At 72.5% G+C, this 13,167-nt stretch carries 10 protein-coding genes; 5 read left to right on the top strand and 5 right to left on the bottom strand.

The window, feature by feature from the left end; genetic code table 11:
* The first annotated feature begins 31 nt into the window (after positions 1-31).
* Together WME83_RS02000 and WME83_RS02005 are read left to right on the top strand one after the other, a co-directional pair.
* Complete coding sequence (locus WME83_RS02000) at positions 32-1,000, top strand: hypothetical protein (protein ID WP_437317570.1); 969 nt, start codon at positions 32-34, stop codon at positions 998-1,000.
* A gap of 262 nt (positions 1,001-1,262) precedes the next feature.
* On the top strand, positions 1,263-1,943 hold the full coding sequence (locus WME83_RS02005) for a DJ-1/PfpI family protein (protein WP_437317571.1): 681 nt from the start codon (positions 1,263-1,265) through the stop codon (positions 1,941-1,943).
* 57 nt (positions 1,944-2,000) lie between these two features.
* Here the strand turns inward: WME83_RS02005 and WME83_RS02010 are convergent, their stop codons facing one another.
* The 4 genes from WME83_RS02010 to WME83_RS02025 all read right to left on the bottom strand — a co-directional run bounded on the left by WME83_RS02010 (position 2,001) and on the right by WME83_RS02025 (position 7,235).
* Positions 2,001-2,756, bottom strand: a complete 756-nt coding sequence (locus WME83_RS02010; RefSeq protein ID WP_437317572.1) for a glutathione S-transferase — start codon at positions 2,754-2,756, stop codon at positions 2,001-2,003.
* Positions 2,757-2,855: 99 nt separating this feature from the next.
* Positions 2,856-6,065 carry a protein kinase domain-containing protein gene (locus WME83_RS02015; RefSeq protein ID WP_437317573.1) on the bottom strand — a complete coding sequence of 1,070 codons (3,210 nt, stop codon included), beginning with the start codon at positions 6,063-6,065 and terminating at the stop codon, positions 2,856-2,858.
* Positions 6,066-6,156: 91 nt separating this feature from the next.
* Positions 6,157-6,486, bottom strand: a complete 330-nt coding sequence (locus WME83_RS02020) for an AzlD domain-containing protein (RefSeq protein WP_437317574.1) — start codon at positions 6,484-6,486, stop codon at positions 6,157-6,159.
* Positions 6,483-7,235, bottom strand: coding sequence for an AzlC family ABC transporter permease (locus tag WME83_RS02025; RefSeq protein WP_437317575.1), 753 nt, complete (start codon positions 7,233-7,235; stop codon positions 6,483-6,485). Before WME83_RS02025 ends, WME83_RS02020 begins: the two co-directional genes overlap by 4 nt.
* A gap of 166 nt (positions 7,236-7,401) precedes the next feature.
* Here WME83_RS02025 and WME83_RS02030 point away from each other — a divergent pair, with 166 nt between their 5' ends.
* The 3 genes from WME83_RS02030 (at position 7,402) to WME83_RS02040 (ending at position 10,560) form a co-directional block, all read left to right on the top strand.
* Positions 7,402-8,019, top strand: a complete 618-nt coding sequence (locus tag WME83_RS02030) for a TetR/AcrR family transcriptional regulator (RefSeq protein ID WP_437317576.1) — start codon at positions 7,402-7,404, stop codon at positions 8,017-8,019.
* Positions 8,016-9,287 carry a cytochrome P450 family protein gene (locus WME83_RS02035; protein ID WP_437317577.1) on the top strand — a complete coding sequence of 424 codons (1,272 nt, stop codon included), beginning with the start codon at positions 8,016-8,018 and terminating at the stop codon, positions 9,285-9,287. Before WME83_RS02030 ends, WME83_RS02035 begins: the two co-directional genes overlap by 4 nt.
* Before the next feature lie 358 nt (positions 9,288-9,645).
* Positions 9,646-10,560, top strand: a complete 915-nt coding sequence (locus WME83_RS02040; RefSeq protein WP_437317578.1) for an MBL fold metallo-hydrolase — start codon at positions 9,646-9,648, stop codon at positions 10,558-10,560.
* Between the two features lie 18 nt (positions 10,561-10,578).
* Here WME83_RS02040 and WME83_RS02045 read toward each other — a convergent pair whose 3' ends face one another.
* Positions 10,579-13,116, bottom strand: a complete 2,538-nt coding sequence (locus tag WME83_RS02045) for a PAS domain-containing protein (RefSeq protein WP_437317579.1) — start codon at positions 13,114-13,116, stop codon at positions 10,579-10,581.
* Positions 13,117-13,167: the final 51 nt, after the last annotated feature.

A 13,167-nucleotide genomic window follows, 5' to 3' on the forward strand; every position in this document is an offset into this window, starting at 1 on the left:
GGCACCCACCCGAGCGATGGAGAGCGGAAGCATGTCTGGGAAGCGATGGCCTGGAGCGCGCCTTGCGCCCGGCGGCGCGGCGGGGCCGGCGCTGGTCGGCGCGCTGCTGTGCGCGCTGATCCTCCCGTCCTGCAAGGGCGACGGCGGCGGGGCCCCTCCCGCGGCCGCGGCGCCGTCGCTCGCGTGCGGCGACCGGACGGTGCAGCGAGGGGACGAGTGCGTGGCCGAGCCGGACGGCACGCCGCCCGCGGTGCGGTGCGGGCCAGGGACCACGCTGGTGGCGGGCGAGTGCGTGGCCGTGCAGACCTCGGACGACGATGACCTCATCGATACGGAGGTCGACCTGTCCGGCAGCGGCTTCCTCCCGGCGTGCATCGATGCGCCGCCCGAGCCGGCCGCGAGCAACGGGAGCTGCGTTGTGGTCGACGGGGCGATGGTCACCTGCAATCCCATCACCAACGAGGGGTGCGAAGGGCAGGCGGGGCCGTGCGGTTACGATGCCTTCGCCGGCTTCTTCCAGTGTCTCTGGCCGACGAACGACGGGAAGAGCTGCGAGACCTGCTCCATCGCGTTCGAGACCTGCGGCCCGGGCTTCACGTGCAGGGGCGGTCTCTATGCGTGCCAACGATACTGCTGCGATGACGGCGATTGCGGGGAGGGCGCGGCGTGCGTGCTGCAGCCGCCCTTGCCGTTCGGCATCTGCCAGGCCCAGCGCTCCGACGCGTTCGCGTACCTGAGCGACTTCCACCCGCCGGACCCCGGCGCCGGCGTCGGGGGCTGGTTCGGCGAGGGCGGCTGGTCGGGGGAAGGCGGCTGGTCGGGGGAAGGCGGCTGGTCGGGGGAAGGGGGTTGGTCGGGAGAAGGTGGGTTCGGCGAAGGGGGCTGGCTGGGCGAGGGCGGCTTCGGAGAGGGCGGGTGGTCCGGAGAAGGCGGCGCAGGAGGCCGAGAGACGGGCGCCGGCGGCGCGGGCGGCGCGGCAGGCGGCGAACCGCGCCCGTAAGACAAGCGCCTTCGCTCCTCCGGAATCGAGCGCGCCTGCTCCTCCCGGCGTTCCCGCTCATGCGACATCGCGCCGCAGGACAACGTGTCGCATAGGCGCGCCGCAGGACAGCGCGTACACAGGCCTCATGAAACGCCGACAAATCTTGGACCTCGCCGCCGTGAGCGCCGCGCTCGCCACCCTGCAAACGCTCGGCGGATGCGCGCAGGACGACGCCGGCCCCGGGCCATCGCCCACAACGCCTGAAGGAGAGAGCTCCCCCATGCAGCACATCGCCATGCTGGTTTATCCGGGCTTCACCGCGCTCGATCTCATCGGTCCCCAGACCGCGTTCAGCATCCTCGAAGATACGAAAATACACCTCGTGTGGAAGACCCTCGACCCCATCACGACGGACTCGGGCCTCACCCTCTCCCCCACGGCGACCTTCGACACGTGTCCCGAGGAGCTCGAGATCCTCTTCGTTCCGGGCGGCGTCGCGGGCACGATCGCCGTGATGAAGGACGGCGAGGTCCTCGATTTCCTCGCGGCGCGCGCGGAGCAGGCGAGCTACGTGACGAGCGTTTGCACGGGGTCGCTCGTGCTCGGCGCGGCGGGGCTGCTCCGCGGTTACCGCGCGACCACGCACTGGGCATTCCGCGAGGTCTTGCCCCTCCTCGAGGCCGAGCGCGTCGACGCGCGCTACGTCGAGGACCGGAACCGCATCACAGGCGGCGGGGTGACGTCAGGCATCGATTTCGGCCTCCGGATCGCCGCCAAGATTCGGGGCGAGGCGGCCGCGCAGACGGCGCAGCTCGTGATGGAGTACGACCCGGATCCGCCGTTCCAGGCGGGCTCGCCCGACTCCGCGCCCGCGGCGGTGGTGGAGGGGCTGCGCGACCGCATCGCGCCGGCGCTCGCGCAGGCCAGCGAGGCCGCGGAGCAGGCCGCGGTGCGCTGGTGAGGCGCGCCGGGTCGACCCCGAAGGGCCGCTGATGCCGCGCCCGCCGGCCAGGGCCCGTCAGCTCGTCCGGAAGGCGCGGTAGAGCTCGTCGCGCCACGCGATCAGGTCGGCGTAGCGATCGCGCATCTCGGGGTCGGAGAAGCTCCGGCGGCTGGCCGCGCCGAGCTTCAGCGCGGCGGGCGGCGCCACGTTCACGAGCACCTGGCTCATCGCGATGTCGGCGAACGTGAAGCGGCCGAGGAGCGTCCTCGGCCCGTCGCCCGACGGCGCGCTCCGCGCGAGCGTCGCGCGGAGCTCGTCCAGCGCCGCGACCATCGTCCGCAGGTGCGCCTCGGCGCCGTCCTCGTGGCCGCCGTACTTGCGCAGGGTGCGGCGGACGCCGAACGCGCCGAGCCGCGCGGCGAGGGCGCCGTGCGCGCGGCGGATCGGCGGCGGGGCCATCTCGGCGAGCGCCTCGTCGTCGGCCAGCATGCGCGCCAGCGCGCGGGCGCGCCCGGCGGCGAGCGCGCGCTCCGACAGGTCGATGAGCCGCGCGATCTCGGCCTCGTGCTCGGCCGGGAACAGGGTCGGACCGGCGCCGCGCCCGTCGGCCCAGCGCGCGATGTCGGCCGAGTCCGCGAGCACGCGCCCGTCGTCGGCGGTGAGCACCGGCACGGAGACGCGCCCGGTGAGCCGGCGGAGCTTCACCCGGAGCGCCGGCTCGCCGAGGAGCGGCTGGTAGTGCCGGAAGGTGTACGGCACGCCGCGGACGTCGAGCGCCCAGCGCGCCTTCTCGGTCCACGGCGAGAACACGAGGCCCAGGAGCTCGGTCATGGCGCCGGCAGCCTACCACACGCGCCCGCGCGCCCTCGGCCGATCGCCCGCGGAGGGCGCGGCTCCTCGCCGCAGGCCTCGGGCCCACCCCGGTCGATCTCACGCGCCGGCGTCGATCTCGACCCAGATCGACTCGGGCGCGTCGAAATCCTTGAGCCGGAACGCGCCCGCCCGGCGGAAGTCCGCGCGCGCCGCGTCGGGGAGCGCGGCGGCCGCCGCGCGCGAGAGCGTCACCCGACCGGGGCGCGGCAGGGCGACCCCGGAGCTCGGCTCGTCCGCGCGATCTTCCTCGGTGACCGCCTCGATCCGGAAGAGCCGGTGGACCTCCGTGCCGAAGACGTCGTGATCGCTCATCCGCACCCGGCCCCAGTGGACGATGAGGCGGAGCTCGGCCGCGTCGCCGACGGCGCGACGGAGCACGCGGGCCGCCTCGACCGCGCGGGCCACCGTGGAATAGACCGCGAGGTACCCGTCGCCGGTCCCCTTGAGGAGGCGCGGGCTCGTCGACCCACGCAGCGCGCCGCGGAGCCGGTCGAGGTGAGCGACGAAGCTCGTATCGCCGATGTTGTGGAGCATGCGGGTCGATCGGACGATATCGATGAGCAGCATCGCCACCTCCACCCGGTCGGTCAGCTCGGGCTCCTCCTCCCGGCGCCGTGTCGGGAAGAGCTCGAGGAGCGCGAGGTGGAGGTCGTCCCAGTGGATTCGCTCCAGGTGCGCGCTGACGCGGGCGAAGGTGGGGGAGGCGGCGATCGCGCGGCGCGCGGCGCCCTCGCCCTCGCCGTCGGCGATGTCGGCCGAGAGGCGGTCGAGGAGGGAGAACACCGCGTCGCCGATCTCCTCGTCGGCGTCCGGTCGCCGGAAGAGCTCGCGCTGGACGTCGACCACGAGGTCCCAGTGGCGGGGCCAGGGCTCCCCGTGGCCGATGACGATGTTGCGGATCGCGTGGAACTCGCCGCCGCCGGGGAGCGGCTCGATCAGCGCGCGCAGGGAAGGGTGGAGCAGGTAATACCGCGAGCGCGGCAGCGCGTGGCGCGAGCCGACCACGGCGTCGTGCGGCTGTCGGAAGCGCTGGACCTCGGGCTCGTCGCCGAGCACGCCGAGCAGGCCGCACTCGAAGAGCTCGCGGAAAGGGTGGTAGACATCGTCGGCGTCCCGGCCGTGGGCGTCGAAGTACGCGCGGTCGACCTGGTGGAACTTGCACCACACCTCGACCAGCTCGTCGTGGGTGAGGACGTCGCTGGGGAGCAGGGCGAGGAACTCGGCCCGCTTGTCGCGGTGGCGGAGCACCTCGAGGAAGACGCGCATCTCGTCGAAGATGTTGGCGACGAGGAGGCCGGCGCTGGTGCTCTGCACGATCCGCGTGAAGGTGCGCTCGTCGAGGACCTGCCGGTTGCGCGAGATCTCCGAGGCGAGGATCACGAGATCGCGCGGCCGCCCGAGGGTGTGCCGGTAGAGGAAGTCGAAGGTCGACTCGCCGCGCGCCGAGCGCCCCGCGCGCACCTCGTCGAGGTGGATGAACTCGCGGAGCGGCAGCCGCTCGTAATAATACGAGAGCTTCTCGAGCAGCTCGAAGAGCTCGTGCTTTTCGTAGCGGAGCCTCGCGGTCGCGCCGAAGAGGTTGTTCTTGATGTCGGACTCGTAGGCCGAGAACGCCTCTTCCCGGATCGTGGCGAAGATCTTGACGTGCGGATTGGCGTTCATCAGATCCCACGCGGCCTCGATCATCCCGGCTTGCATGTGGATCCACGCGTCCCGCGGCAGCCCCCGGAGCGCCTGATCGAGCTTGTCGATGAAGATGAAGACGCCGCTGTGGAGCGAGCGCAGCCGCCGCTCGAGCGGGCGCTCCATCGCGTCGACGACCTGGTTGATCTGGCGGACGGTCATCGAGAGGAGCTCCTTCAGCACCATCGTCGGCTCGACCGGCCGGCCTTCGAGGAGCCCGCGCAGGTTCCGGGGGAGCGGCGAGAGGTCCTCGGGATCGCCGGCGCCGGCGCCGGACTGGTAGGAGACGATCGACAGGCGGAGGCTGAAGCTCCAGAGCCGCTTGCAGTCGTTGAGCCGCGACATGAGGTCGCGCTGGGGCTGGTCGACGCTGGGCAGGTCGCCCATCAAGTCGAGGTACGGCCGCCCCTCCGGGATGAACTGCACGGCGGCGTGGCGGCGCTCGCGGCCCGTCGCGAGGTAGATCTCGCTGAGGACCGAGCGCTTGTACGTGAGGAGGAGGGTCTTGCCGAGCCCCTTGCTCCCCGAGACGAAGTGCTTCTTGGCGCTGTCGAGGAACTCGCGGACCACGGCGTTCTTGAACGTCAGGTCCTTGAGGGCGCCGATGTCGATCTGGTTGCCGTCCGAGATCCAGCTGTGGTCTTTCGGGAGGTCGGGCGGGCCGCCGGGGGGCGGCCTCTGCGCGGGCCTGTCCGGCGGGCGGCCGGCGAGCGCCCGGAGCGCCTCGAGGAGCTCGCCGGCGGAGGCGAACCGGCGGTCGCGGTCGCGGTGGGTCGCGCGGGCGAACCAGGCGTCGAAGCCGCTCGGGACCTCGGCCAGCCGCGACGGCGCCGGCGGGACATCGAAGCAGATCTTGTGGACCAGCTCGAACAGCGACTCGCCGCGGAAGGGCCGGCGCCCGGTCATGCACTCGTAGGCGATCACGCCGAGCGACCACAGGTCCGCGCGGTGATCGACGCCGCGGGCGTTGGCGATCTGCTCCGGGCTCATGTAGCTCACGGTGCCCAGGGTCGCGCCCGCGTCGGTCTGCGGCGTCCCCTGGCGATCGAGCCCGAGGTCCTCGAGCTTGACGATCCCGAAGTCGAGGACCTTGCAGAGCGGGCGATCGTCGTCGACGAGGAAGATGTTGGCCGGCTTGATGTCGCGGTGGACGACGCCGAGGCGGTGGGCCTTGCCGAGCGCGCTGCAGACGTCGCCGAGGACCGCGACCGTCTCCTCGTAGGAGAGCGGCCCGCGGGCGATCCGCTCGGCCAGGTCCTCGCCGCGGAGGAGCTCCATGGCGATGTAGGGCACCTGCGTGGCGGCATCGACGTTGAAGTCGAGGACCTGCACCACGTTCGTGCCCCGCAGCTTCGCCCCGGTCTGCGCCTCGCGGAGGAAGCGGGCGCGCGCCTTCTCGGTCCCGACGACCCCCGGATCCATCAGCTTGAGCGCCGCCGGCCCGCCGAGGTGAAGGTCGGTCGCCCGGAAGACCCGGCCCATGCCCCCTTTCTTGAGGAACTCCTCGAGCCGCCAGCGCTCGCCAACGACGTCCCCCGGGCCGAGGCGCCTCCGCGACGAGTCGCTCTGACCCGCGGAGGACACCGTGGCTCCTTCCGGTCGGTGGGCACTCTCATCCGACATGTCGCGCAGCGTACCAGCCCCGGCGCTCCAGGAGAACCGGTGTCGCCCGCGGCTACCAGCCGAGTCCGATGCGCAGCGGCAGGAACACCGCCATCCCGGTCACGATGGTGCCGAGGATGTCGCGGCGAGAGAAGTAGTAGACGCTCGCCGCGAGGCTCGCGGGCAGCCGCGCGTCCTGCAAGGTCGCGATCAGGCGCCCGTCCGTCATCACCACCTCGGGCACGATCACGGCCGCCAGCGCGGCCAGCGGCGCATAGCGCAGCCCGCGCCGGAGCCAGCCGGGCAGCGGCAGATCCCGGTCGGGGTACAGGAAGAAGGCGCGGGTGAACGCCGTGATCAGGGCGAGGCCGAGGATGGCGACGAAGATCTCCGAGGGGCTCATCGCCGGGCCTCCTCGGCCCCCTGGCGCGCGCGTCGGTGCGCCCCTTCGGCCGCCTCGATGCCCAGGCCGACCACGACCGCGGCGGCGATGGCGACGAGGATGTTGAGCTTCAGCGGCAGCGCGTAGGCGGCCACCGCGGCGCTGGCGGCGGTGCCGGCGGCGAGCCAGGTGGCCCTGTCCTGGAGCAGCGAGCACGTCACGCCGAGGAGCGCGAGCACGCCCGCGAAGCCGAGGCCCCACTCGATCGGGATCACGTTGGCCAGCGCGATGCCGCCCAGCGACGAGCCTTGCCACGCCGACCAGTTCGTCGCGACGCCGCCCCAGAAATAGGGCTCCTGCTCGGGCGCCGGGCCGGGCACGGGGAAGCGCTTCATGAAGATCACGTAGTTCAGGTCGCCGCTGAAGTAGCCGCACAGGCACCGCCGCCAGCGCGGGAGCGGCGCGAAATAGGGCCGCCACATCGCGCTGAAGATCACGAACCGCAGGTTCACGCAGGCGGCGGTGGCCCAGACGACCCAGATCGGCGCGCCGGACGCGATGAGCGGCATCGCGGCGAGCTGCGCGCTGCCGGCGAAGACCGCGAGCGACATCAGCACCGCGAGCGGCGCCGTGAGCCCGCTCTTGACCATCGCGACGCCGGTCACGAGCCCCCAGGCGGAGACGCCGAGCGACACGTGCAGCATCTCGCGCGCGCCGCGGCGGAACTCGGGGTGGAGCGCGGTGGCGCGGGCGAAGGCGGCGAAGGACATGCGGGCGCTCGGGAGGTAGGAACTGTCCAGGCGGGCTGCAAAAGTCAAGGCCGTCAGCCCGGCGCCGCCGCCCGTCCAGGGCGGCCGCCTCGGGATCCTCCGGCGCCTGGCGCTGGAGGGGAGCGATCGCCTTGCATACCGACCGACTGGTCGGTATACATCTTCGATGCCGGCGCGGACCTACTCCAGCGCGCGAGAGCGCATCCTCGACGCGGCCGAGCGGCTCATCGTCTCGCGCGGGGTGAACCAGCTGACCGTCGAGGCGGTGATCACCGAGGCGGGGATCAGCAAAGGGGGCTTCTTTCACCACTTCGCGACGAAGGACGCGCTCCTCTTGGCGATCGTCGATCGGCTGACGGCGCGGGTGAACGACGACGCCGCGAGGCGCGCGGCGCAGGACCCGGAGCCCCGGGGCGCCCGGCTGCGGGCGCAGATCGCGCTGACCTTCGATGAGGACAAGCGCGAGACCGCCGCGCCTCGCGCCTTGCTCCTCGCGATCATCGAGGCGGCGAGCGCTCAGCCCGCGCTGGCGCGCCACGGCAGCAAGCTGACCGCCGAGGCGGTCGCGCGCGACGCTGCCGAGGACATCCCGGAGGGGCGGGCCATCGCGATCCAGTTTGCGCTCGACGGTTTCTGGCTCTCCCAGGCGCTCGGGGCGATGGCGCTCAGCGAAGGCCAGCTGCGGGCGCTGCGCGACGCGCTCCTCGCGCTCGCGCAGCCCGAGGCGGGCGCGGGGCGCCGGCCCAGGCGGCCACGAGCTTCCAAGAAAGGCGGTCCAGCATGATGTCGATCCCGGATATCTCCAGCGCGAAGCACAAGGCGAACCCTTATCCCCTGTACGCGCGGCTGCGCGCGGAGGCGCCGGTCGTGCGCACCGTTCTCAAGGACGGGAAGCCCGCGTGGCTCGTGACGCGCTACGCCGACGTGGCGTCTGCGCTCAAGGACCCGCGCCTGGGCAAGGACCCGTACCGCGCGCTCAGCGCGGAGGAGCGGGCGAGGCAGGTGCCGTGGACGCCCGAGTTTTTTCGCCCGTTCACGAAGAACATGCTCGATCAGGACCCGCCGGATCACACCCGCTTGCGCGCCCTGGTGCACCAGGTCTTCACGCCGCGGCGGGTGGAGGAGCTGCGCGGGCGCGTCGAGGCGATCACCCAGCGCCTCGTCGCGCGGGCGCGGGCGCGCGGCGCGGTCGACCTCCTGGAGGAGATCGCGCTGCCGCTGCCGATGACGGTGATCTGCGAGCTGCTCGGCATTCCCGAGGCGGACTGGCCGCGTTTCCGGGCCTGGACGAACCGCATGGTCGGCATCGCCACGAGCGTGGACATGGTGCTCGCGATGCCGTCTCTCTACATGTTCCTGCGCTACCTGCGCGCGCTGCTGGAGCGGCGCCGCCGCGCGGGCGGGGACGATCTCATCGCGGCGCTCGTGCGCGCCGAGGAGGCGGGCAGCCGGCTGAACGAGGAGGAGCTGCTCGCGATGGTCATGCTCCTGGTCGTGGCGGGCCACGAGACGACGGTGAACCTGATCGCCAGCGGGACGCTCGCCCTGCTCGACGATCCGGAGGCGCTCGATCGCCTGCGGCGCGAGCCTGCGCTGATCAAGCCGGCGGTCGAGGAGCTCCTGCGCTTCACGAGCCCGGTCGAGCTGGCGACCGAGCGGTACACGACGGAGGACGTCGCGTTCGGCGAGCGCGTGGTCCCGCGGGGGCAGCGGCTCTTCGCGGTGCTCGGCTCGGCGAACCGCGACGAGGAGGTCTTCGCGAGCCCCGAGCGGCTGATGCTCGACCGCGACCCCAACCGTCACCTCGCCTTCGGCAGCGGCGTGCACTACTGCCTCGGCGCGCCGCTGGCGCGCCTCGAGGCGCAGATCGCGTTTCCCGCGATCGTCCAGGATCTCCCCGGCTTGCGGCTCGCCGTGCCGCGCTCGTCCCTGACGTGGAAGCCGTCAGCCATCCTGCGCGGGCTCGACCGGCTGCCGGTGACGTGCGCGGCGGCGCCGGTCTACTCCGTCCCCCGGGCTGCGCGACCGCCCGAGGCGGGCGCGCAGCTGTAGAGCACGCTCTTCGCGCTCGGCGTTCGTGCGCCGATGTCGCGGAGTGTCCCGGTGTGGCAGAAAGGTCGTTTTCTCCTCTGCGCAGCCGGGAAAGCCGGGTGAGGATCCCGCCTGTTTCCGTCCGTGGCCGTGCCTTTGCCGTCCTCCCGTTCACGCGATCTGGAGCCCGGCGACCGGCATGCTCCATGCACTCACCGTGCCTCATGCGCTCCGGGGAGCCCGGGCTTTGTCCTCGCGATCGTCGGCGAGCGGGTCGCCGGGAGCGCGCCGAGCGCGCGACGTGCGGTGTGCCCGCCTCGACACCGGGCCATCGCGCGGCCGTCCCCGGGGCAGGGTAGCGGCGAAAGGAGAGGCGTCCGTGCGAATCCATCATCTCAACTGCATCTCGACCTGTCCGATCGGCGGCGCGCTGATGGATGGCCAGACGCTGGGGCTCCGCGGGAGGCTGACGTGCCACTGCTTGCTCCTGGAGACGGACAGCGGCCTCGTCCTCGTGGACACCGGGCTCGGGCTGCTGGACGTCTCGATGGCGCGAAAGCGGCTCAGCCGGTTCTTTCTGTTCCTGGTACGACCGGAGTTTCGCGCCGAGATGACGGCGTACCGGCAGATCCAGCGCCTCGGCTTTCGGCCCGAGGACGTCCGTCACATCGTGCTCACCCACCTCGATTTCGACCATGCTGGCGGCCTCGACGACTTTCCCGGCGCGGAGGTCCACCTGCTCGCGGACGAGCGTGACGCCGCGGTCGCCCGTCGGACGCTGCTCGACCGGATGCGTTACCGGCCGGCCCAGTGGTCGACGCAGCCGAACTGGATCGCCTATCCCTCGGACGGCGGCGAGCGCTGGTTCGGCTTCGAGGGGGCGCGGCCGGTGGGTGGTTTGAAGGACGAGGTGCTCTTCGTCCCGCTCGTCGGTCACACGCTCGGCCACGCGGGCGTGGCGATCCGGAGCGATGGCGGCTGGCTGCTCCTCGCCGGCGACGCGTACTTCTATCACCGCGAGATGGACCTGGTGCGGCCCACCTGCACGCCCGGCCTGCGCTTCTATCAGATCATGATGGAGAAGGACCGCGGCGCGCGGCTCGAGAACCAGCGCCGGCTGCGCGCGCTGCGCCGGGAGCACGGCCACGAGGTGACCCTCGTGTGCTCTCATGACGTCGTGGAGTTCGAGCGCCTCACCGGGCGGAGCCACGCCGTACCGGCGGGCGCCCGGGAGAAGGGCGCGTCCGAGCCACCGCTGTGGGCCCCCGCCGCGGCCCGAGCGCAGCGGATTTGAGCCGCAGAGGGCCTGTGACTACGCCGCGTCCCGCCGCGGCGCCGCCCCCACCGGCAGCGTGAAATAGAATGTCGTGAATCCCCCTTTGGGGCTCTCGACCCAGATCCTGCCGTGGTGCGCCTCGACCAGCCCCTTCGCGATGTACAGCCCGAGCCCGAGCCCGACCGCGCGTTCCTCTCTCGCCCTCCCCCGGAAGAACCGCTCGAACAGCAGCGGGAGATCCTCGGCCGGGATCTCGCGGCCGCTGTTCCGGATGGAGACCTGCACCTCATCGCCGCGCCGCTCCAGCGACGCCCGGATCGGCGTCTCCGGATCACCGTATTTCACGGCGTTGGAGAGGAGGTTGCTGAGCACCTGCTCGACGCGCCCCGCGTCCGCGCACACGACCGGGATCTCGCCCCGGATCTCGACCTCGACCGCGTGCCCTGCCGTCTCGCCCGCCATCCGCTCCACGACCGCCTGGAGGAGCGCCGGCAGATCGACGGGAGCGCTCTCGATCGTGAGCCGCCGCGACTCGATCTGGGAGATGTCCGTCAGATCGGACACCATCCGCCCGAGCCGCTTGGCGCTCGCCAGGATATGCCCGGCCCGCGTCTTCACCGCGGCCGCCACCTGGGGCTTGCGCTCGATCTGGGTCGCATAGCCGATGATCGTCGTCACCGGCTGCTTCAGATCGTGCGCCACCACCGACGTCCACTCTTCCTTGAGCCGCTCGAGCTCCTTGAGCCGCGTGATGTCGTCGAACACGACGACCGCCCCGAGCAGCTTCCCGCTCCCGTCGACGATCGGCCCGGCGCTCACGAGCACCGCCAGCGTGCCGCCGTCGGCGCGCCGCAGCGCGAGCTCCCTCGAGCTCGTGACCTCGCCGCGCAGCGCGCTCGCCGAGGGCTGCTCGCCGTCGGGGAGCGGCTGCCCGTCCAGGGAGTAGAGGCCCCACGCGCCCGCCTGTCCGGGCGGCGCGTCGATGCCGGCGAGCTCCTGGGCGCGGTGATTCCAGGCGATCTGCGCGCCGGACTGGTCGAGGAGGAGGATGCCGACCGGCGAGCGCTCGATGACCGCGTTGAGCCAGCTCCGCTCGGCCGAGAGCTGCCGGAGGAGCTGCTCGCGCTCCTCGTCGGCGAGCTTCTCCGCCGTGACGTCGCGCGAGATGCCGATCCCGGCGACCGGGTTGCCGTGCTCGTCGCGCTGGATGGTGATGTGGGTCGATATCCACCGCGTCCGGCCGCTCCTGTCGATGATCCGGAAGGTGAGCCGCCCGCCGGCCGCGGCCATCTGCTCGACGAACTCGTAATAACGCCGCTTGTCCTCGGGATGGATCAGCGTGAGGAACAGCTGAGGGTCCTCGTACCAGGCCTCGGGCGGATGACCGGTGTGCTCGAGGACGGCGGGGCTGATGTACTCGTAGCCCCCTTCGGGGCCGAGCCGCATGCGGAAGATGACGTCGCTCGCGTGCTCCGCGATCAGCCGCAGGCGCTCCTCGCTGAGCCGCAAGGCGTGCTCGGCGCGCCGCTGCTCGGTGACGTCGAGGGCCGTGCCGATGAGCCGGAGCGGGGTTCCGTCGTCGGCGCGGACCACGTCCGCCTCGGTGTGGATGAGGCGCTCTTCGCCGCTCGGGCGGAGGATCCGGTACTCCATGCAATACGGCCTCTCCCCCTGGAGCGCGAGGTCGACGGCGCGCATGAGGCCTTCGCGATCCTCCGGGTGGACGCAGGCGAGGAAGCGCTCGTACGTGAGCGCGCCGGCGTCGCGGGACAGCCCCAGCATCGGATAGCACTCCTCGGACCAGAACAGCTCGTCGGTCGGAATGTGCCAGTCCCAGTTGCCCAGCCTGGCGATCTTCTGCGCCCGGGCGAGGCTGTCCTCGCTCAGCCGGAGCGCGGCCTCGGTCTTCCTGGCCTCCGCGATCGCCGCGTTCAGCTGCTCGCGCGTGCGCTCCAGCGCGCGCTTCTCCTGTTCGAGCTCCTCGATCCGCGCGCGCAGCGCGCGGGGCTCGGCGGCGGCGAGCGCCATCCCGAAGAGGCTCGCCAGGGCGCTCGCGATCTCGACCGCCTCGGCCTGCGGCAGGGTCGGCTGCGCGGCGGCGCAGAGCAGCACCGCGCGCACGTCGCCGGCGAAGGCGACCGGGATCGCGACCGCGTGGGCGCAGCCGCAGCGGTCGCGCAGGTGGGCGACGTCGAGCAGCGCCGCGGCGCCCTGGCCGTCGGGCGCGCCCTGCACGACCCTGGCGCGGGCGGCCTCGGCCGCGAGGCTCGGGGCGTCGAGCGGTAGGCGCTGGAGCGCGTCCAGCGAGCAACCGCCGCCCTCGGAGGCGACGAGCACGAGCGTACGCGGTCCCTCGGCGAGCTCGTAGAGACAGGCGATGTCGGCCTGCAGGAGGCGCGACGCCGCCGCGACGATCGCGCGCGGCGTGCCGCCCTCGCCGGCGCGCAACAGGGCCAGCGACGCGTCGGCCACGGCGCCGGCCAGCGCGCCGTCCGGCGCCGGCGGCTCGCCGCGACGTCCCCTCCCGGACGGCCCACCCCGCTCGGCCCCACGCCCTCCGTCGTCGCTGTTCACTCCGCCCCTCGCGCCTTCTACCAGGATTCCGGCAGGCGCGAGGTGAGATTA

This window comes from Sorangium sp. So ce385, from assembly GCF_051474135.1.
In the GTDB taxonomy this organism is placed as follows: domain Bacteria; phylum Myxococcota_A; class Polyangia; order Polyangiales; family Polyangiaceae; genus Sorangium; species Sorangium cellulosum_D.